At 60.5% G+C, this 20,695-nt stretch carries 21 protein-coding genes; 19 read left to right on the plus strand and 2 right to left on the minus strand.

The genetic code is table 11. The annotated features are described in order from the left end of the window. The 4 genes from HMPREF9463_RS09365 to HMPREF9463_RS09380 form a co-directional block, all read left to right on the plus strand. The coding region (locus HMPREF9463_RS09365) for a transposase (protein ID WP_198019972.1) at positions 1–472 on the plus strand (472 nt) is incomplete at its 5' end. Between the two features lie 169 nt (positions 473–641). Further along, positions 642–1,466 carry a PfkB family carbohydrate kinase gene (locus HMPREF9463_RS09370; protein WP_035138774.1) on the plus strand — a complete coding sequence of 275 codons (825 nt, stop codon included), beginning with the start codon at positions 642–644 and terminating at the stop codon, positions 1,464–1,466. Beyond that, on the plus strand, positions 1,459–1,788 hold the full coding sequence (locus tag HMPREF9463_RS09375) for a TIGR04076 family protein (RefSeq protein WP_084591874.1): 330 nt from the start codon (positions 1,459–1,461) through the stop codon (positions 1,786–1,788). The genes HMPREF9463_RS09370 and HMPREF9463_RS09375 overlap by 8 nt, the downstream gene beginning before the upstream one ends. A gap of 160 nt (positions 1,789–1,948) precedes the next feature. Beyond that, the gene (locus tag HMPREF9463_RS09380) at positions 1,949–3,334 is read left to right on the plus strand and encodes an ATP-binding protein (RefSeq protein ID WP_198019973.1); all 1,386 of its coding nucleotides are present in this window, start codon (positions 1,949–1,951) and stop codon (positions 3,332–3,334) included. A gap of 186 nt (positions 3,335–3,520) precedes the next feature. Here the strand turns inward: HMPREF9463_RS09380 and HMPREF9463_RS09385 are convergent, their stop codons facing one another. Continuing rightward, a complete protein-coding gene (locus HMPREF9463_RS09385; RefSeq protein WP_035138777.1) occupies positions 3,521–3,967 on the minus strand; it encodes a low molecular weight protein-tyrosine-phosphatase in 447 nt (148 codons plus the stop codon). A 45-nt stretch (positions 3,968–4,012) separates the two neighbouring features. After that, complete coding sequence (locus tag HMPREF9463_RS09390) at positions 4,013–5,254, minus strand: MFS transporter (protein ID WP_230317434.1); 1,242 nt, start codon at positions 5,252–5,254, stop codon at positions 4,013–4,015. Positions 5,255–5,515: 261 nt separating this feature from the next. Here HMPREF9463_RS09390 and HMPREF9463_RS09395 point away from each other — a divergent pair, with 261 nt between their 5' ends. The 15 genes from HMPREF9463_RS09395 to atpB all read left to right on the plus strand — a co-directional run bounded on the left by HMPREF9463_RS09395 (position 5,516) and on the right by atpB (position 20,605). Continuing rightward, on the plus strand, positions 5,516–6,385 hold the full coding sequence (locus HMPREF9463_RS09395; protein ID WP_035138779.1) for a hypothetical protein: 870 nt from the start codon (positions 5,516–5,518) through the stop codon (positions 6,383–6,385). Between the two features lie 113 nt (positions 6,386–6,498). Next, positions 6,499–7,392, plus strand: a complete 894-nt coding sequence (locus tag HMPREF9463_RS09400) for an aldose 1-epimerase family protein (protein ID WP_035138780.1) — start codon at positions 6,499–6,501, stop codon at positions 7,390–7,392. 263 nt (positions 7,393–7,655) lie between these two features. Next, a complete protein-coding gene (locus HMPREF9463_RS09405) occupies positions 7,656–8,582 on the plus strand; it encodes a transporter substrate-binding domain-containing protein (RefSeq protein ID WP_035138781.1) in 927 nt (308 codons plus the stop codon). A 9-nt stretch (positions 8,583–8,591) separates the two neighbouring features. Further along, a complete protein-coding gene (locus HMPREF9463_RS09410; protein ID WP_052044219.1) occupies positions 8,592–9,740 on the plus strand; it encodes an amino acid ABC transporter permease in 1,149 nt (382 codons plus the stop codon). Positions 9,741–9,762: 22 nt separating this feature from the next. Continuing rightward, positions 9,763–10,548 (plus strand): amino acid ABC transporter ATP-binding protein, encoded by a 786-nt coding sequence (locus tag HMPREF9463_RS09415; protein ID WP_052044220.1) that lies wholly within the window; start codon positions 9,763–9,765, stop codon positions 10,546–10,548. Positions 10,549–10,605: 57 nt separating this feature from the next. After that, on the plus strand, positions 10,606–12,033 hold the full coding sequence (locus HMPREF9463_RS09420; protein ID WP_035138782.1) for a M20/M25/M40 family metallo-hydrolase: 1,428 nt from the start codon (positions 10,606–10,608) through the stop codon (positions 12,031–12,033). A gap of 228 nt (positions 12,034–12,261) precedes the next feature. Beyond that, a complete protein-coding gene (gene prfA, locus HMPREF9463_RS09425; protein ID WP_035138783.1) occupies positions 12,262–13,329 on the plus strand; it encodes a peptide chain release factor 1 in 1,068 nt (355 codons plus the stop codon). 632 nt (positions 13,330–13,961) lie between these two features. Then, complete coding sequence (locus HMPREF9463_RS09430; RefSeq protein ID WP_035138784.1) at positions 13,962–15,227, plus strand: N5-glutamine methyltransferase family protein; 1,266 nt, start codon at positions 13,962–13,964, stop codon at positions 15,225–15,227. Positions 15,228–15,302: 75 nt separating this feature from the next. Continuing rightward, positions 15,303–15,698, plus strand: a complete 396-nt coding sequence (locus HMPREF9463_RS09435) for a type II toxin-antitoxin system RelE/ParE family toxin (RefSeq protein ID WP_022094268.1) — start codon at positions 15,303–15,305, stop codon at positions 15,696–15,698. After that, entirely contained in the window at positions 15,685–15,987 is a 303-nt protein-coding gene (locus HMPREF9463_RS09440) for a helix-turn-helix domain-containing protein (RefSeq protein ID WP_006235701.1), read from the plus strand. The genes HMPREF9463_RS09435 and HMPREF9463_RS09440 overlap by 14 nt, the downstream gene beginning before the upstream one ends. Before the next feature lie 148 nt (positions 15,988–16,135). After that, positions 16,136–16,879 (plus strand): L-threonylcarbamoyladenylate synthase, encoded by a 744-nt coding sequence (locus HMPREF9463_RS09445; RefSeq protein ID WP_035138785.1) that lies wholly within the window; start codon positions 16,136–16,138, stop codon positions 16,877–16,879. A 13-nt stretch (positions 16,880–16,892) separates the two neighbouring features. Next, complete coding sequence (gene glpK, locus HMPREF9463_RS09450) at positions 16,893–18,434, plus strand: glycerol kinase GlpK (RefSeq protein WP_052044221.1); 1,542 nt, start codon at positions 16,893–16,895, stop codon at positions 18,432–18,434. A 123-nt stretch (positions 18,435–18,557) separates the two neighbouring features. Beyond that, positions 18,558–19,205 carry a uracil phosphoribosyltransferase gene (upp, locus tag HMPREF9463_RS09455; RefSeq protein ID WP_035138786.1) on the plus strand — a complete coding sequence of 216 codons (648 nt, stop codon included), beginning with the start codon at positions 18,558–18,560 and terminating at the stop codon, positions 19,203–19,205. 281 nt (positions 19,206–19,486) lie between these two features. Continuing rightward, positions 19,487–19,798 carry a hypothetical protein gene (locus tag HMPREF9463_RS09460; RefSeq protein WP_035138788.1) on the plus strand — a complete coding sequence of 104 codons (312 nt, stop codon included), beginning with the start codon at positions 19,487–19,489 and terminating at the stop codon, positions 19,796–19,798. A 3-nt stretch (positions 19,799–19,801) separates the two neighbouring features. Next, on the plus strand, positions 19,802–20,605 hold the full coding sequence (gene atpB, locus HMPREF9463_RS09465; protein WP_022094263.1) for a F0F1 ATP synthase subunit A: 804 nt from the start codon (positions 19,802–19,804) through the stop codon (positions 20,603–20,605). Positions 20,606–20,695: the final 90 nt, after the last annotated feature.

Genomic DNA, 20,695 nt, shown 5'->3' on the forward strand with positions numbered 1-20,695 from the left:
GAACAGGCAGGCCAGGTTCCTGGCCGCCCGGATATCGGAGGCCCTCGACGAGGCCGGGGCCCTCGAGGCCGAGACGGCGGCGCTGCTCGAGGGCGACGAGACCTACGCGTGTCTGCTCACCGTGCCCGGCATCGGCCCGAGGACCGCGGCGCAGCTCGCGGTGTCGGTCGACATCGGGAGGTTCCCGGACCACGACCACCTGGCCTCGTACTGCGGCATAGCCCCGAGGGTGAGGAGCTCCGGCACGTCGGTGAGGTCGGTCAGGGCGTCCAGGCGCGGCGACGCGAGGCTCAAGTCCCTGCTGATCTTCTCGTGCAACAGCCTGGTGAGGTCCTCGGGGCGCTACGGCGAGTACTACCGGGCCTGCAGGGCGCGGGGCATGGGGCACGGGCGGGCGCTCAAGGCCGTCGCGAGGAAGCGGCTCAGGGCGATATACGCCGTGATGCGCGACCGGGTGCCCTACCGGGAGTAGCCCCGACGGTTGACAAAACTATAGGAACACCCAATGACTACCTCGTTTTCGTAACCTTTTCGCAACAATGCGCTCTTCGCGACCGTAGCGCCCGCTCACAACGTCCCCTGCGCTACACTTAGTCGCACTGTGGCGCTGCTGCGCCGTGCCCGAGCCAAGGGAGACCCTCATGAAGAACACTCAGCTGCTGCTGATCAACGATATGTGCGGCTACGGCAAGGTCGCGCTTTCCGCCATGCTGCCGGTGCTGTCGCACATGGGCTACCGCATCCACAACCTGCCGACGGCACTTGTGTCCGATACGCTCAACTATCCCAAGTTCTACATCCACGACACCACCGAGTACGTGCGCCAGAGCCTCGCCATCTGGGAGGAGCTCGGCTTTGAGTTCGACGCCATCTCTACCGGCTTTATCGTGACCGAGGAAGAGACGCGCATCATTTCGGACTTCTGCCACCGTCGCGCGCAAAAGGGTACCAAGGTGTTCGTCGACCCCATCATGGGCGACAACGGCAAGCTCTACGCCGGCGTGCCCGAGTCCACGATCGGTCTCATGCGCAGCCTGCTCGAGTGCGCCGACTATGCGGTGCCAAACTACACCGAGGCGTGCCTGCTCACCGATACGCCCATTGCCGAGCAAATCACGCCCGATGAGGGCCGCACTCTTGTGGATGCCGTGCGTGCCCTGGGCGCCAAGTCGGTGGTCATTACGAGCGCTGTGGTCGACGGTGCGAATGTCGTCATCGGTTACGACCATGTGGCGGGGGAGTACTTCACGATTCCCTTCGACCTGATCCCGGTCTATTTCCCGGGCACGGGCGACACGTTCTCGGCGGTGCTCGTCGGCCGCGTTATGGCAGGTTGGAGTCTGCAGCGCGCGACGTCCGATGCCATGCGCGTGGTGGCTGAGCTTATCGAGCGCAATGCCGACCAAGAGGATAAGTCGGCTGGCCTTCCCATCGAGGCCTGCCTGGACGTGATTGACCATGAGTAATGCTGGCGAGGGCGGCGCCAAGCCTGCGGGCGGGGGCAAGCCGCTCGGCGCGCCGCGTGGCAAGCGTCCGCGTATCCGCGTGAGCTGCGTGGACCAGCTGGGTGCGTGCCGCTGCCACCATGGTCACAAGCCGGGCGACGTCTTCGACTTTGACCGCGACCGCGGCAAGATGTGTGCCATGGCCTGCCATGTGGGCTTTCCCTATATCGATATCCTGCGCTATGGCGGAACCGTGCCCGGCAACGAGCCTGGTACGGCAAAGTTCTGCTGTCCCGAGGTCGATACGCTGAACGTCTGGCTTGCCGAGATCGTCGACGAGTAGTCGAGCGCAATGTGACAAAGGGACAGTTCTTTTGTCACATTCGCCGGTGGTGCCTCTTCTATTATGCTTGTAATCTCAAATCTCTGCATTTCATCCGATTTTAGGTTCTAAAAATTCTGCGTTTCATCGATAATCAAGCGTATAAAACTTTGCATTTCATTTGATAACACTGAGGGGAGAGCCTATGCTGCGTAGGAAAATAGCGGCAGAGCTGGAGCGCTGGCTGAAGTCTGCCGAGCAAAAGGCCTTATTCATTACGGGTTCTCGCCAGATTGGCAAAAGCTATTCGATTCGCGCATTTGGCAAAGCCAACCATGCAACCTACATCGAGCTTAACCTCATGGAAAACCGCCAGGCAAAAGATGCTCTTCTCGAGGCGCGGGATGCCGATGATTTCATCAGCAGGGTGACGCTTCTTTCGGGAAAGCCGATTGCACCAGGCAAAACGCTCGTGTTTATCGATGAGGTCCAAGAGGCCCCCGACATCATGACGATGGCAAAGTTCCTTGTTGAGGACGGGAGGTGCCGCTGGGCGTTTTCGGGGTCAATGCTCGGGACTCAGTTCAAGGGCGTCAGGTCCTATCCCGTGGGGTATGTCCACGAGCTTAGGATGTTCCCGCTCGATTTTGAGGAGTTTTGCTGGGCAATCGGGGTGAGCGAGGGGGCTCGCCAAACGATACGTGACGCGTGTATCAGCGAGAAGCCCATTCCTGATTACATTCATGACGCGATGATGGCAAACTTCAGGACCTATACCGTTGTCGGCGGAATGCCGGAGGTCGTGCAGCGTTTCCTTGACACGCAGGGCGACCTTGCCTCTGTTTGTCAGCTACAGTCAGAGCTCAACGAACAGTACCGGCGGGATATCTCCAGGTATGCAAGCGGGCGAGCCCTTCAGGCGCAGAGCATCTACGATCAGCTCCCTATTATGCTCGAGGGCGAAAACAAGCGCTTCGTGCTCAATTCCATTGACCCTAAGGCGCACTACGAGAAGTATCAGCGAGATTTTGTATGGCTTGTCGATGCCGGCGTTGCTCTCAAAGCCGATATCGTAACCGAGCCAAAATCGCCCCTGCTCAAGACGGCGCGGCCATCGCAGTTCAAGCTATATCAATCGGATACGGGCATGTTGATGGCGCGCTACCCCGTTGGAGTCGCCCAAGCGGCGTATCTTGATAGCAAGGAGCCCAATCTGGGCGGCATTTACGAAAACGTGGTGGCCCAGCAGCTGGCTGCCCAAAATCGCCAGCTTTACTACTATCAGACAAAAAAGCGCGGTGAAGTGGACTTTGTGGTCGATGGACCGGATGGGACGGCTGTTCCGATCGAGGTTAAATCGGGCTCCTATTACCACGCGCACGCTGCGCTCGGTCATGTGCTTGATACGGCTGAATATGACGTAAGGCTCGGGATTGTTTTCTCGAGAGGCAACGTTGAGCGCAACGGAGCGGTTCTCTATTTGCCGCTATATGCGACCTGGGCCCTTTCGGATGTTTTGGGCGACTCCTGCGCCGAGGGGATAAAGCTGGAGGTCAAGCCGGTCTAGGGCCAGTCCCGGATGTGGCAAAGGGACAGTCCCTTTGTCACATTCATGAGTGTGGATTTTCTCCCACCGAGATAACGAGCGTGGATTTTCTCCCGTTTAGAGCGCACTCGAACGCTCAAAGTGGGAGAAAATCCACGCTCGTTTTATGCCGATGGCGTGGCCCGTGTGCCCGCGCCGCCCGAGCGCCTACAGCTGCTCGAGCATGGCGGTGCAACCGGCGAGTACATCGCGGTAGGTGGCGTCGAAATTGCCGGTGTACCAGGGGTCGGCCACGTCGCCGGGGCGATCGGTCCAATCGAGCAGGCGCGAGATCTTGCCATCGGGGTCCTTCCCAAAAATTCGGTACAGGGCGCGGGCGTTCTCGTCGTCCATATAGACAATGTGGTCCCAGTCGCCATACTCCGCGCGACGTACCTGACGTGCGCGATGTGCGACGACGGGAATCCCGACCTCGCGTAGCTTGGCAACGGTACCGTGGTGTGGCGGGTTGCCGATCTCCTCGGTCGAGGTCGCCGCGGAATCGATGGCAAACTCCGCCTCGCGCCCAGCGCGGCGCACGAGCTCGGTAAACACCGACTCGGCCATCGTCGAGCGGCAGATGTTTCCATAGCAGATAAACAGTACACGTTGCATATGCGGTTTCCTTTCGATCGCCATCATCGAGCTCGAGTATCGCATCTACGCCTGCGCCATCGCCCTCTTGCGTTCCCAGCGAGCCAACTTAATCGTCACCAGCGTAAGCACCCAGGCCACAAGCGAGAACGCGGCACCCACTGCGCCTACATATGCAATGCCAACGCTGCTTACCACGGCGCCGCCCACTGCGGTGCCAAACGAGATGCCGACGTTAAACGCCATGGGCTCAACCGAACTTGCGAGTACCATCGACTTGGGATGGCGGCTGCGTGCCACGTCCATAAAGTGCGTGATGCACGACACCGAGAACAGGTACATGAGCAGCGCCAGGCTAAAGACAAAGACCAGCGCGAGCGGCATGGTGCCGCCCACAGCAAACAGTCCGAGTAACGCTGCAGCCTGCAGCACAAACGTCACGAGTAGCGCCTTCATGCCAAAGCGAGCATCGATCCATCCGCCCAGGATGTTCGAGATCAGGCAGAACACGCCGTAGGCCATGAGCGTGGTACTGGCTTCGACCGTGCCCATGCCCAGCACCTGCTCAAGATAAGGCGTCACGTAGCCGTAGAACACATAGACCGAGCCCACGCCAAACAAAAAGATGAGCATGCCGGTGATGATGCTCGGTTCGCGCAGCAGCCCCGCCTGCTCGCGAAAGGTGGCAGGTTCGTCGGTTTGCCCAGCGCGCGGCATAAACATCACGAGCGCTCCGCAGATCAGAACGGCAAAGGCCAGCGTGCCGTACATGGCCACGTGCCAATCGAGTGTGTCGGCCACAAACTTGCCGATCGAAGTGACAAAGACCATTGCCACGGAAAACGCACCATATACCACCGAGATGGCAAACGAAGTTTGCTGCGGGGACAGCAGCTCGGGGATGTACGTCACACCCACAGCGAGCAGTGCGCCAGAGACGGAGCCCAGGATGATGCGCGAGATAAACAGCACCTGGAAGTTGGGCGCCAACGCCATGACCAGGTTGCCGAGCACAAAGACGATGCTGTAGCACACGAGCAGCTGGTAGCGGCGAAAACGTCCCGTGCTGAGCGCAAGCACCGGCGTGGCGATGGCGTAGACAAGCGCAAACACGCTGATGAGCTGGCCTGCGGTGGCAAGCGATATGCCGAGCTCCGTCGCCAGGTCGCTCTCGATGCCGATGACCACGAACTCCGAGCAGCCGAGCGAAAAACCTAACAACACGAGCAGCGCCAGGCAAAGATTGGTGCGCGCAGGTGAAAGCGCGGCGGCGGTTGACTTGCTTTTAGGCGTGGTTGCGGCGGTCAAGGCTGTCACTCCAATGTCGCATTAATAAGCGGGATTCAATCCCTGCAACTCTAACAGAATGTGACAAAGAGACAGTCCCTTTGTCGCATTGCGCTGCCGGCCAGTCGCCCAAACCGTCACAACATTCGGCGAAAATCTCGAAATCGAGGAAAAGCGTCGAATGTTGTGACGGTTTTTGTGTCCGGCGCGGGTGAGCTTCGGTGTCGTCTGGGGGTATAAAACTAGCGAGTGTTTATTTGCGAGGCCTAAGGGGCGCCCCGTATGGATATCGATAACTTTGAATGGTGGTATAGCGAGGGTGAGACTCCGGACGAGGGGTGGGACGAGCCTACGCCGCGTGGCGTGTCGAGCGACGAGGACGAGACCGGCAACGACGTCGCCGCCGACTCGGACGCCGCCCTCGATCCCGTCGAGCCCCTGACCTTCGAACAAGCTTGGGCCCAGGCCGAGGCAGACGAGGCCAAGGCCGACGCTACGGCCACGCTCGGCGAGCCAGCCGACATGTCGATCTCGCCGGCAAAGACCCCGCAGCCGCGTCACACCATCGATCCCGACAGCACGGCATCCTTCAGTATTCTCGACGTGCCCTCGCAGGGCGCTCAGGCGCCCGCACCCACACGTCGCCCCAATCTGTCTCGCGAGGAAGATGCAGGACGTCGCTCTCCGCTTGGCCCCATCCTTATCGCCTTCATGGCCGGCGTTATCGCATGCTCGGTAATTGGAAACGTCTGGAGCCATGTCGAGCAGCAGCGAAAAGACGCCGCCAGGGTCGAGATGTCTGTCGAGCAATCGCTCGGCCGCACGCGCTCAGTACATGTGTCGGTCGAGGTCAAGGACGGCGCGACGTGGGACACCGCGCGCGGCGACAGCCAAATGCTCATCCATATCGTGGGGCGCACGCTCAAAGGGCAGACGATTGACGAGTATCAATACGTCAATTCCGCTGGTGACGGCATCGAACTTAAGCCCGGCGACTACGAGCTCACCGTCGATGAACCGCCCGTCGCCACCGACGGCACGCGCTTCCGTGCCTCAAAGCGCATGGTTCCCGTGAGCTTTAACTCGCAGGCGCCCGATACGGTCGACACCACGCCACAGGGCGGGTTTGACCTTTACGTAGATACCCAGTAGGCGCTCGCCGCTCATTCCGCTATGGCTACTCAATAATCGCCTGCCGTCCCGTCCCGCCGCCAAGAGTGGGACAATAGCCCTCGACACTATTGTTTACTTTTGGAGGAAGTAGCATGTCTACCGTCACTACCATCAAGCGCGGCGGCCTCACCGCGGCCATCGATTCCATGGGCGCCCAGCTCACGAGCCTTGCTCTCAACGGCAACGAGTATCTGTGGCAGGGCGACCCCGCCTTTTGGGGCAAGCATGCGCCCATCCTGTTCCCCATTGTGGGTTCGCTGCGCAACAACACGGCAACGTCTGCGGCCGGCACCTGCGAGATGCCGCGCCACGGACTCGCGCGCATCGTCGAGCACAAGCTGGTCGAGGTTTCGGAGGACGGCTCCTCGGTAACGTACGAGATCACCGACACGTCCGAGTCGCTCAAGGCCTTTCCGTTCCACTTTAAGCTCAACATGACCTATGCCCTGACCGGCGACGCCATCCTCACGCAGACCTTTGCCGTCACCAATACCGGCGACGTGGACCTGCCGTTCTCGGTGGGCGGCCACCCTGCGTTTAACGTACCGGCTCCCGGTGCCGAGGACGAGGCATTCGAGGATTACGAGCTGGCGTTTACCGAGGCTTGGACTAACGAGGCTCCCATCATCACGCCCGACGGTCTTATGACGTTCGAGGGCAGCTACAAGGCTCCCGATAACTCGGACGTGCTGCCCATCACGCACCGCAGCTTCGATAACGACGCCATCATGTTCACCGATACCCCGGGCTCCACGCTCACGCTGCGCGGCCGCAAGTCGGGTCACGGCGTCAAGATCGACTTTGAGGGCTTTAAGTACATTGGCGTGTGGTCTGCCGCCAACGACGCTCCGTTTGTGGCGCTCGAGCCCTGGACCGGTCACACCACCATGGACACCGAGGACGATGTCTTTGAGCACAAGGTCAACACCATCACCCTGGCCCCGGGCGAGACGGACAAGCGCAGTTTTAGCGTTACCTTGCTCTAGAGGTTCCGCCGCTCGGTCGATGCTGCGCGTCGTCCAGAGCGACAAGTTGTCATTCAAAAGGCAAGGCATAGACCTTCTGGTCATGCCTTGCCTTTTTCGTGCCACTTGTTCGCTCTGGACGTCGCTCGCCGGCATTGCCAAAACATCGGCGTCCCCAATGACTACCGCGTGTCTATTAATTTTTCGAGCTTGTGCTGCGCTGCTAGTTGCTGGCGTATATCCTGTTAAGTCGTCAGCATACGATTCAACAGGGAAGGCAGATTATGCATTCTCCCCATCGACGCGACGCGCATCCACAGCCGGTATGCAGCCGTCGCATCTTTTTGGGTAGCGCTCTCGCTGCGAGCGCTTCCGTCGTCGCCGGCGCGCTCGCCGGCTGTCAGCGCCCGTCCACGCTCAAGGTGGTTCAGCCCACGACGGGCGGCGGTCGCGACGACCTGTCCGATTCCGTTATCGGCAAGGATAAGATCCGCATTGGCATGGAGGCGGCCTACGCCCCGTACAACTGGCAGGTTTCCGAAGCCAGCGAGTACACCATCCCCATCGACAACGTACAGGGCGCCTATGCCGATGGCTACGACGTGCAGATCGCCAAGATCGTCTGCAAGGCCCTCGGTGGCGAGCCCGTTGCCGTCAAGCAAGGCTTCTCGGGTCTTATCGATTCGCTCAACAACGGCCAGATCGACCTCATCATTGCCGGCATGAGCGCCACGCCCGAGCGCGAGGAGTCGGTCGGCTTTTCCGATCCGTACTTCATTGGCTACTTTGGCCTGTTCGTAAAAGAGGGCTCGCCCTACCAAAACGCGACCAAGCTCAGCGACTTCAGCGGTGCCACGGTACTCGGCCAAAAGGACACCATGCTCGACACCGTCATCGACGAGATTCCGGGCGTTGTCCACAAGAACCCGGTCGATTCGGTCCCCACGGTGTTTTCGAACCTGCTGCAGGGCACCTGCGACGCCGTGACCTACAACACCGAGAACGAGAAGGGCTATATGGCCCAAAACCCGGGTATCGTGCCGATTCAATTTGCCGAGGGCGAGGGCTTTAAGCAGGAGGTCGCGGCAAACGTCGGCTGCCGCAAGGGCTCGGACAAACTGCTTAAGCTCATCGACAAGACACTCAAGGGCATTAGCCAAGAGGAGCGCGACCAAATGTGGGACGCGTGCCTCGACCGTCAGCCGGCATAGGGAGGCAGCATGAAAACCATTAATCGTCTGGCCTCCTTTATTAAGGCCGACCACCGTTATGTATACCTGGGCACGAGCGTCATCGCGGCGCTCGGCCTGGCGTTTAGCCAGCGCAACCCCACGCCGATGAGTTTCTTGGCCCCCACCGGTATCTTCCAGGATTGCCTTTGGGCGATTCTTTGGGCCTGGCTCGTCGTGTCGGCGGCGGCGTTGGTCACCAAGCTCATGCACTGGAACGACTATCGCGAAAAGTCGCCGTTTGCTTCCGAGCGCTTCCGTCGCGGCGCGCGCCTGGGCAGTTATGTCGTCGTTGCTATTGCGGCGATCTTCTTTGTCGACCGCTGCGTCATGTCGTTTATCGACCTGGTGCAGGTGAGCATTGTCTCGGATTCCAACCCCAGCGACTTTTTGTCGAGCCTGGTCTACATGACCTACAAGAGCGGGGACTTCTTCATTCGCGGTATCGAGATCACCATCGCGCTTGCCACCTTCGGCACCGTCATCGCATTCTTCCTGGCGCTGCTCTTCGTGTTCCTACGCATTCAGACGTTCGACCGCGTGGATAACGACCTGGTGCGCTTCTTTAAGAGTATCGGCCGCGGCTTTGCGACCGTCTACTCCACCATCGTGCGCGGCACGCCCATGATGGTCCAGGGCCTGCTCATCTATTACGCGGGCTTCACCGTTTTGCGCGGCATGGGCTTCGAGACCGCCCAGGCCAACCAGATCTGGAGCACCTTCACCGCCGGCCTCGTCACCATCTCGCTCAACTCCACCGCCTACATGATGGAGGTCCTGCGCGGCGGCATCGAGTCCATCGATCCCGGCCAGGCCGAGGCAGCACGCTCGCTGGGCCTGTCGCAGTGGCAAGCTATGCGCAAAGTCGTGTTCCCCCAGGGCATTAAAAACGCGATTCCGGCGCTCACCAACGAGCTCATCATCAACATCAAGGATTCGTCGGTGCTCTCGGTCATCGGCGTGTTTGACCTCATGTACGCCACCACCACCGTCGCCGGCGTGTACTACCGCCAGATGGAGGTCTACTGCGTGGCGCTCGTGGTCTACCTGATCCTGACGCTCGTGGCGAGCCGCCTGCTCGAGGCCTTTGGCAAAAAGCTCGGCGCCGAGGCTCCGGTCACGCTGCCCAGCTCCAACTAGGCTCAAGACGAGGAGAATCATCATGGCAGATACCGCCACTACCGGCACCGCGGCCGCCGCACAGACCAATGAGCCGCTCATCCGCGTCGAGGGCCTGCGCAAGAGCTTCGGCTCGCTCGAGGTGCTCAAGGGCATCGACCTGTCCGTTAACCCCGGCGAGGTCGTCACCATTATCGGCGCCTCAGGCTCGGGCAAATCGACCTTTCTGCGCTGCCTCAACCTGCTCGAGACTCCGGACGCGGGCCACATCTGGTTCCACGGCCAGGACCTTACGGCCGAGCGCTGCAACATTAACAAGCTGCGTGAGGACATCGGCATGGTGTTCCAGGGCTTTAACCTGTTCAACAACATGGATGTGCTCGACAACTGCACGCTCGCGCCCGTCACGCTCAAAAAGATGAGCAAGACCGAGGCCGAGAAGGTCGCGATGGAGCATCTGACGAGCGTGGGGCTCGAGAAGTTCGCGCACGCCGCCGTGGGTCGCCTGTCCGGCGGCCAAAAGCAGCGCGTGGCCATCGCTCGTGCCCTATGCATGAATCCGCAGATCATGCTGTTTGACGAGCCTACCTCCGCGCTCGATCCCGAGATCGTGGGCGAGGTGCTCGACGTTATGCGCAAGCTCGCCGCCGACGGCATGACCATGGTCGTCGTTACCCACGAGATGGCCTTCGCGCGCACCGTGTCCGACCGCGTGGTCTTTATGGACCAGGGCGTGGTGCTCGAGGACGCCGCGCCGGCTGAGCTCTTTGGCAATCCCAAGCACCAGCGCACCCGCGAGTTCCTCTCGCGTTATCTCAACGACAAATAATGCAAGCGAACGTGGCAAAGGGACCTCCTCTTTGCCACGCTGTTTTTGGAGGAAGGCATGGCCGAGGTTTGGCGCTTCTTTGCGTACGAGGATGATTTTGCCGATATCGACGAGGTCGGCGCGTGCGAGCGCCTGGGCCGCGTGCTGTCGTTTCCGACGATTTCGAGCATGGATGCCCAGACGGTGGACTGGCAGGCGTTTGACGACCTGCGCGCCTATATGCAGCAGGGCTGGCCGCGCGTGTTTGCGACGGGCGAGGTCGAGCTCATCGACCATTCGCTGCTCGTGACGCTTGCCGGCACCGACCCCGCCCTCAAGCCGGTCATGCTCATGGGCCACATGGACGTGGTTCCCGTGGTGCCGGGCACCGAGACGGACTGGACGCACGATCCCTTTAGCGGGCACGTGGACGACACCTATATTTGGGGTCGCGGCGCCATCGATATGAAAGACCAGGTTGCGGGCATCCTGGAGGCCGTTGAGTATGCGCTGGCGCACGGTTGGCAACACGAACGAACCCTGCTGCTGGCCTTTGGCCAGGATGAGGAGACCACGCAGTACGGCGCGGGTGCCATTGGTCGCGCGCTCGAGGAGCGTGGCGTTGAGCTTGAGTACCTGATCGACGAGGGCGACTATCGTATCGTTGCGGCTGCCGAGTACAGCGCAGGTGAGGGTTGGCTTATGCATGCCGATCTTGCCGAGAAGGGCTATGCCGATATCGTGCTCAAGACGAGAAGCGAAGGCGGGCATTCTTCCAACCCTTATGGTGGCACGTCGCTCGAAGTGCTCAGCCGCGCTATTGCCGCGATTTGCGATATCGAGTGGCCGGCGCGTGTGACCGACCTGCTTGCCGCGCAGCTCGTCGAGCTGGGGCTTTATACCGCAGACGAGATTGCTGCCAGCAAGGATGCCATCGTGCGCGACTGCCTCGCCAGCAAAAAGCTGTACCCGCTTGTGACCACCACCTGCGCGCCCACGCAAATCGAAGGCGGCAGTACCGGTGCCAACGTAATGCCGCAGGATATGTGGGCTAATATCAACTTCCGCATGCTCGAGGGCACGAGCGTGGCCGATGTCGTGGCCTGCTGCCGCGAGGCCGTTGCCGCCCCTGGGCTCGCTGGCCGAGTCGAGGTCGAGCTGGGCCCCGGCAGCTCCGAGCCTTCGCCGTCTCCGCGTGTCGGTGGACCGGGGCTCGAGGCCGTTCGCGCCATCGCCGCCCGCTATTTCCGTGATCCAAAGGGGACGGAGGAAAACGGACCGAGTGCGACGGGCGGGGCTCCTGTCAGCATCGTCCCCTCGACCGTGATCGGCGCGACCGACGCTGCCAACTATCAGCGCATTTGCCCTGAGTGCATTCGTTTCTCGGCCTTTGTGGTCGACGATGACGAGTGCGACCGAGGCGTCCACGGCACCAACGAGCGCATTACCCGCCGAGTCTACCTTCAGGGTGTCCGCTTTTTCATCGCTCTGCTCCACACGCTCTAGAATCCAACAAAGGGACTGTCCCTTTGTCGGATTCCGTGCGGGTTATATGCAGGTTTGCCTGCGCACGCTATCATGTATGGGTTAGACCGCAACTATGTACCCCATACGCGAAGGGATGCGCATGTATCTGAGGATCGACATGTTCTAGCCGGGCTTACCCCCGCAGCGGCGCCCCGCGCCCCATCAATTCTGCCGATTTTCACCTTCACGCATATAAAGGAGTCCGTCATGCGCGACAAGCTCGAAAAGATCATCAAGGCCTACGAGGAGCTCGAGAAGAAGCTTTCCGACCCGGCCGTCGCCTCCGATATCAAGGAGTTCACGCGTCTCAACAAGGAATACGCGCACCAGTCCGACCTCATCGCCGCCTCGCGCGAGTACATCGGCGCGCTCGATGACATCGAGGCTGCCAAGGAAATGCTGCACGATACCACCGATGCCGATGAGAAGGAGATGCTCCAGATGGACATCTCCGAAAACGAGGCCAAGCTTCCCCAGCTCGAGGAAGACATCAAGTACATGCTCATCCCGAGCGACCCCAACGACGACAAGAACACCATCGTCGAGATCCGCTCCGCCGCCGGTGGCGACGAGGCGGCCATCTTCGCCGGCGACCTGTACAAGATGTATCAGCGCTTTTGCGAGTCGCGTGGCTGGAAGACTACCGTGCTCGACTCCAGCCCCAGCGAGGCCGGTGGCTTTAAGTCCATTGAGTTCAAGGTCGAGGGCGACCGCGTCTACTCCGTCATGAAGTACGAGTCCGGCGTGCACCGCGTCCAGCGCGTCCCCAAGACCGAGTCCCAGGGCCGCATTCAGACCTCCACGGCTACCGTCGCCGTGCTTCCCGAGGCCGAGGAGATCGACGTCCAGATCAACCAGTCCGACCTGCGCATCGACACCTACTGCGCCTCCGGCCCTGGCGGTCAGTGCGTTAACACCACCTACTCCGCCGTGCGCATTACCCACCTGCCCACCAACACCGTGGTGCAGTCGCAGGAGCAGCGCTCCCAGATCCAGAACCGCGAGGTCTGCATGCAGATGCTGCGTGCCCGTCTGTACGAGATGGAGCTCGAGAAGCAGCAGGCCGAGCTCGGTGCCGAGCGCCAGAGCCAGATCGGCCATGGCAACCGTTCCGAGAAGATCCGTACCTACAACCAGCCCCAGGACCGCGTGACCGATCACCGCATCGGCTTCAACTCCACCTACAACGGCGTCCTTCTGGGCGATCAGCTCGGCACCGTGATCGAGGCACTCGCCGCCGCCGAGCGAGCCGAGAAGCTGGCGCAGGCTGTGTAGGTTCCGCCGTTCTACCGAACGGCGGACCAGCCGACGCTGCGCGGGCCGCATTTGGACAATCTGACGTTCAACTTCAAGGGCGCGACCAGAAGGTCAGCGCCCTTTCGTTTCACGTCACCTTGTCTCAAATGCGACCCGCTCGCTGTCCGTCCTCTACCTGCGGTGTTGCCTTGCTCCGGATGCGGTATGCTCAACCTGCGGCGCCTTAGATGTAGTCATTGGGGACGTTCTTAAATGACTAGGTTGGGCACATTGCTTTGAGATGTTATTTAATCGGCTTTGATGGCCATTAAGCCGGCTACCTGCTCAAAGAAATTAGCGGCATTCATCTGCTATCGAAAATAATGCTCAAAAAATCGTCCGAGAAGTCGCGGGGCGATTTTTGATGCGTCGCGCGTCAAGTGATTTGGCAAGTTCTTGGTTAGACATTGGTCAGTTTTGGGGCAACCTTGCCAAAAGCTTGACGGATGCAGATTTAGACGTCGACGAATGAACACTTCGATTGCGATTCAAGCAAAATTCTGGGCTGATTCTCGATAATCGCTTCCAATCGTCCCTTGCCGCGTGCCGCCCTCGCGTACAATCTGCTCCGACATTCGCGCGCCGTCCGGCGCTTAAGAGGGGAGGGCCCCATGGCAAACGAGATTTGGACCATCAAGCGTTGTCTCGAGTGGACCAAGGAGTACCTGGCCGAGCGCGGCGAGGAGCACCCCCGTCTTTCTGCCGAGTGGCTGCTCTGCGCTGCCACGGGTTTGGCACGCATCGACTTATATATGCGCATGGACGAGACGCTTAACGCGGCTCAGCTCGAGACCATGCACGCGGCCGTTGTTCGTCGCGCTAAAGGTGAACCGCTGCAGTACATCACGGGCAGCACGCAGTTTCGCATGATCGACGTCGCGTGCGCCCCCGGTGTGCTCATTCCGCGCCCCGAGACCGAGATGCTCGTCGAGGAAGTCCTCAATTATCTGGATGCCGAGGTGCTGAGCCCCGAGGCTGCTGCCCGTCAGCGTGTTGAGCTGCCTTGGAACGATGAGGTCGAGGAGGCACGCAAGGCCGAGGCCGCGCTGGCAGACGAACGGGCGACCGCCGAGCGCCGTGCCGCTAACCTGACGGCTGCCGATGAGGCGGCGCTAGGCGGCGATGTACTGGGCAGCCGTGCCTATGCCGAGGAACTGGCCGACCGCGAGGCCGAGGAAGCCGCCGCGCAGGCAGCAGAAGCCGAAGCGGCAGAAGCAGAGGCCATGGAAACCCCCGAGCCCGAGCTCGACGAATACGGCATCGCCATCGAGGGTGCCGGCCAGGAGACGGCTTCGGCTCAGGATGCCGCTGCGCCTGCCCCAGCCGAGCCCCGTATCGCCCGCGTTCTCGAGGTCGGCTGCGGCACGGGTTGCATCTCGCTCTCCCTTGCCTGGGAGCGCCGCGGCCACGTTACCTGCACCGCCACCGATATCGAGCCGCGCGCCATCGATCTGGCCACCAAAAACCGCGACGCGCTCGGCCTCACGGCAGATGAGGTTGCCTTTAGTCTCACCAACCTGGTGAGCTCCATTCCCCGCGAAGAGTGGGGCACCTTCGACGTGCTCGTTTCCAACCCGCCCTACATCCCGACCGGCGTCATGCGCTCGCTGCCGCACGAGGTCAAGGACTTTGAGCCCGACTTGGCGCTCGAGGGCGGTGCCGACGGCCTGGACATCTTCCGCCGCCTGCTCAATGCGGCGCCTTACATGCTGCGCGCCGGCGGCCTGTTTGCCTGCGAGCTCTACGAGGGCGCCCTCGATGCCGCGGCCGAGCTCTGTCGCCAGGCAGGCCTTTCGGACGTGCGTATCGTCCACGACCTCACCGATCGTCCCCGCATCGTTCGAGCCATCGTCACCGAGCCCAAACAGCGTATTTAAGCTGAATAAATAGACATTTGCGCAAGTTTGTCCTTGCAATATACCGTAAAACTTCTACTATAGAAGGAGAAAGGTATGTCAAATCAGCTGCATCGGTACCGTATCGTGCTTGATTACATTGAACCTTGGCTTGATGAGCAGGATGAAGCTACGCTGAAGCAGATTTATGCAGACCTTTTGGTGCTCGAGAAGGAAGGTCCCAGCCTTGGTCGTCCGCTGGTTGACCGCGTAAAGGGCTCGAAGCTTCATCATTTAAAGGAGCTGAGAGTGACGTCGTGTGGTGGGCAGGTGATTCGCATCCTCTTCGCCTTTGACCCCAAGCGCCAGGCGGTATTGCTATTGGCGGGTGATAAGTCGCGAGCGGGATCGTCAAGGGCAAAATGGAACGGTTGGTATGCGATCAACATTCCAAGGGCCGAGCAAATATACCGTCGCCACGTAAGGAGGCTCGATCGAGATGGAACTGCATGAGTATATGGAATCTCGCGGGATAACACGCGACTCCATTACCGCCGAGCAGGAGAGGACTCGCGATCGTATCGAAGCCTATAAGCTTGCTCAGATTCGCAGGTTAAAAGATCTAACACAGGCGTCGGTCGCCCAGTCGATGGGCGTTTCTCAAAAACGTGTATCCGAGCTCGAGCGTGGGGAGTTGGGTTCGATGAGGCTCGACACGCTGAGCAGGTACGCAGAGAGCCTCGGCGGAAAACTGGTTGCAAGCATCGAGTTTCCCGATCGTACCGTTACGCTTGCGCGCTAAAAATCTTCAATTAACCCCCTCACTTTCACCGACTACTAGAGCCGCTCACCAAACCAACATGCGCTCTGGGCAAATAGGTTGAATGTTTCGTGCGAGAATGCCCCACAGTAAACAAACTTGCACCGGAGCGTAAGGGGCTGGCATACACATGCAGACGGTCTATCGGGTATACGAGGGAACGCGCGAGCCGCATCGGCTTGCCGTCGAGCGCACGGCCGAGGTGCTCGGCCGCGGCGGCCTGGCCTTGATTCCGACCGAGACCGTCTACGGTGTCGCCGTGGCAGTCAACGCCTTCTCGGGCGCCGTGCCCCAAGATACAAGCGAATTCCCATCGTGGCCGCGCGATCCGCAGGCTGCCGTCAATGGCGCCGCAGTTCCTGCGCTCGGCACCGGCTATCGCCGTATCTTCACTCTCAAGCAACGTGAGCTCACGCAAACCGTCGCTTGGCTGGTCGATGGCGTCGAAGCACTCGACCGCTATGGCGTGGATATCCCGGAAGATGCCCGCGTACTCGCGCGACGATGCTGGCCGGGAGCCCTGACTATCGTGGTCAAGGCAGCCCCCTGCGTGCCGACCTTTATGCGCGCTGCCGACGACACCGTGGCCCTGCGCGCTTCGGCCTCTCCCGTGGTCCAAGCGCTCATCCGCGCCTGCGGCAGTCCCCTTGCCTGCACGAGCGCCAACACGCACGGCGCGCCTTCGCCGGCAAGCTTTGCCGCCGTCGAGGGTCGCATCCTGGAGGGGGTCGATGTTGCCGTCGACGCCGGTGAGACCCCGTGTCGCTACGCCTCGACCATCGTGTCGTTCCAGCACGGCGGGCTCCAGATCCTGCGCCAAGGCGCACTTCCCGCATCAGAGATCGAGCGGGTCCTGTCCGACCCGATGCAATAGAAGGGTGTAAGCGATGTCGTTGAATCTGGGCAGCCTGGGCATGGAAGATGCCTCGTTTAACTTTGGCGGTTCCTACATCATGGCGCTCGACTGCGGCACTACCTCGGTACTCGCGGCCATTGTCGACGAATACGGCTGCATCGTTGCCCAGGCGCGTCGTAGCGTCAAAACCAGCTTCCCGCGCCCCGGCTGGGTGGAGCAGGATCCCACGGAGGTGCTTGCCAGCCAGATCGGCGTGATGATGGAGGTTCAGTTTAAGAGCGGCATCCATTCCGATCGCATCGCCGCCATCGGCATCTCCAACCAGCGCGAGACCACGGTGGTCTGGGACCGCGTGAGCGGCCAGCCCATCTATAACGCCATCGTATGGCAGTGCCGTCGTACCGCGCCGGCGATCGACGCGTTGGTTGAACAGGGTTGCGAGGAGCTGGTGCGCTCCCGCACGGGACTTACGCTTGACCCGTATTTCTCGGCCTCCAAGGTGCAGTGGATTCTCGACAACGTCGACGGCGCACGCGAGAGCGCGGCGGCGGGCGACCTCATGTTTGGCACCATCGACACCTGGCTCATCTACAACCTCACCGGCGGCCAGGTCTTTGCCACCGACTACACCAATGCCAGCCGCACGGCACTCTTTAATATCCATACGCTCGATTGGGACGACGACCTGCTGGCGCTCTTTGACGTTCCACGTTCCATGATGCCCGAGGTTCGCTGGAGCTCGGGCGACTACGGCCGCGTCGCGAGCGACATCATGACCAACATGCCGCCCATCATGGGCGTGGCGGGCGACCAGCAGGCATCGCTGTTCGGCCACTGCTGCTTCTATCCCGGCCAGACCAAAAACACCTATGGCACGGGCTGCTTTATGCTCATGAACACCGGTGACGAGATCGTCGAATCCAAGAATGGCCTGGTCTCCACCATCGGTATCGCTGCGGACGGCAAAGTCAGCTATGCGCTCGAGGGCTCTATTTTTGCCGCCGGTTCAACGATGAACTGGCTTCGCAACAACATGGGCATCATCTCGAGCGTGAGCGAGTCGGCACAACTCGCCGCTTCGATTAGCGACAACGAGGGCTGCTACTTCGTTCCCGCCTTTGCAGGTTTGGGTGCTCCCTGGTGGGACCCGCATGCCCGCGGTATCGTGTGCGGTCTGACCGGCGCCTCGAGCCGTGCGACCATCGTACGTGCCGCCTGCGAATCCATGGCATATCAGAGCTACGATGTGCTGCGCGCCATGGAGCAGGACGTGGGGCTTTCGATTGAGCGCCTGTCTGTCGATGGCGGTGCCTCGCGCAACGAGTTCATCATGCAATTCCAGGCCGACCTGCTGGATATCCCCGTGCTGCAATGCGAGACGGTGGAGACCACGGCAATCGGTGCCGCGTACTTGGCGGGTCTTGCCGTCGGCTATTGGGAAGACCTTGAAGAGCTGGAGCAAAATGCCCAGATCGTTAGGACCTTCCTTCCCCATATGTCCGCCGAGCGTCGCGAGCAAAACCTTGCGGGCTGGCGTGATGCAGTCAAGCGCTCGCTCAGTACCGCACAGTAGGGCTGCGATGGGCTGCTCGATACAACAAACCGCTAAACTTATGCATGGCGTGCGGCGGCAACATTGCTGCGCGCCTTGTCAGCAAGGCCGTTTTGCGGCTGCAACGAAAGGGGCAATCAACCCATGACCGTCACCTACGATGCGTCCCGTGTGACGCTTGTCGATCATCCGCTCGTCCAGCACAAGCTGTCGATCCTGCGCGACAAAAACACCGGCACCAACCAGTTCCGTCAGCTCGTGCGCGAACTCGCGCTTTTTGACGGCTACGAGGCCATGCGCGACCTGCCTATGGAAGACGTCGAGGTCGAGACCCCCATCACTACCGCCACGTTCAAACAGCTTGCCGGCAAGAAACTCGCCATCGTGCCCATCCTGCGTGCGGGCCTTGGCATGGTCGACGGTATCCTCGACCTGGTGCCCTCCGCTCGCGTGGGCCACATCGGCATGGAGCGCGACGAGGTCACCCACGAGCCGCACGAGTATTACTGCAAGATGCCCAAGGATATCGACCAGCGCATCTGCCTGGTCGTCGACCCCATGCTCGCCACGGGCGGTTCGGCCGAGATGGCCATCAGCTACCTGCGCGGGCGCGGTGTCAAGGACATCCGCATGCTGTGCATCGTCGCGGCCCCCGAGGGCCTCAAGTCGCTGACTGAGAAGGATCCCGATGTGCATATCTATACCTGCGCCATCGACGACCATCTCAACGAGGCTGCCTACATCGTTCCCGGTCTCGGCGACGCCGGCGACCGCATCTACGGCACGCTCTAGTCGCTGGGCTAAGACGGCCGCGGCTGCAAATACGAAGAAACGGTGCGCGCGGTCGAACAAAAGGCGACCGCGCGCACTCCTGTTAACGGACGTTTTGCCCTGCAGGGTTCGAGAAAAACGTATTACCGTACCTGCGGCATAAAGAAGGTCTTAAGAAAACGAACAGGTGCGTATTAACCGATGCTTTTTCGGTTGTACTTTAGCGATTGGCTCGTACAATAGTCACCAATGTTTGGCGGGAACTGTTCTGTGAGGCGTTAAAAAGGAAAGTGAGGACGCCAGTGTTTCAGATAGCCGATCTGCTCGCTATCGTTGCAGGTGCCATCGCGGGCGCGATTGCCTTCCTTCCCTTTGTCTTTACGCTCAAGCCGGTTCTTGACGATAAGCAGAATGCGGACATGCTCAAGGGTATGGTGAGTCTCGCGGTCTCGGCAATCGCGTTGCTTGTCTTTACCTTGGTTGTGTTTGTGTTGTTCGGAGAGGCATTTCGCATGTTCCTCCTGGGCGAGGCGATCGGCTTCGTGGCCTTTATGGCCGCCTGCGCGGTTCGCGTCGCCAAGGCGCTGCGAGATCCTCATGAGGTCGAAAGGTAAGTCGTGGAAATTTTTGAAAAGCTGCCTGATGAGATTAATCATCTGGTCAGCGAGTTCAGCTCCACCCCTGTCGTGGGCGATCTGAGCTGCGGCATCACGCAGTACTCGTTTTGGCTGATCGTCTCCACGATCGTGCTCCTGATCGTCCTAGCCGTGTTCAAGAAGAAGCAGACCCTGGTTCCCAAGGGCTTCTTCGTCAACGGTTTCGAGTACATCATCGAGTACGTCGAGAACGATATCGGCAAGGGTGTCGTGGGTGAGAACTGGAAGAAGCACTTCCCGTTCCTGTGCTCGCTTTTCCTGTTCATCCTGATCAATAACATGATCGGCCTGATCCCGGGAATGAAGCCCGGCACCGGCGCAATCGGCTCCACCGCCGCACTCGCCATCTTCGCCTTCGTGTACTTCATCTACTACGGATGCAAGGCTCACGGCGTGATCGGCTACATCAAGAGCCTCGCCCCGCAGGGCGTGAGCTTCCCGATGAACGTGCTCGTGTGGGTCGTCGAGCTTTTCTCGACCTTCCTGCGCCTCATCACGCTTGCCGTCCGTCTGTTCTGCAACATGTTCGCAGGACACGTGGTCATGGGCTCGTTCGCCATCATGGCGAGCATGTTCATGCAGCCGCTGCTTCAGCAGGTTTCCGCGGCCCACGCCGTCGGCGCCCTGCCTTCGCTGGCCTGGCTTGCCATCCTCATCCTGATCTATGCGATCGAGCTTGTGGTCGGCGCCATCCAGGCTTACGTCTTCACGGTCCTTACCGCCGTGTATGTCTCCGAGGCAGAGGAGGTCGCGGAGGAGGAGTAGTCTTCCGTTCGTGCCTTAAAGGTAAGGCAATTCGTTAAACCGCCGGTGCCCGTACCCATGGAGCCCGGCAGTTATAAAAAGGTTATCCTG

This window comes from Collinsella sp. 4_8_47FAA, assembly GCF_000763055.1.
Classification (GTDB): Bacteria; Actinomycetota; Coriobacteriia; order Coriobacteriales; family Coriobacteriaceae; genus Collinsella.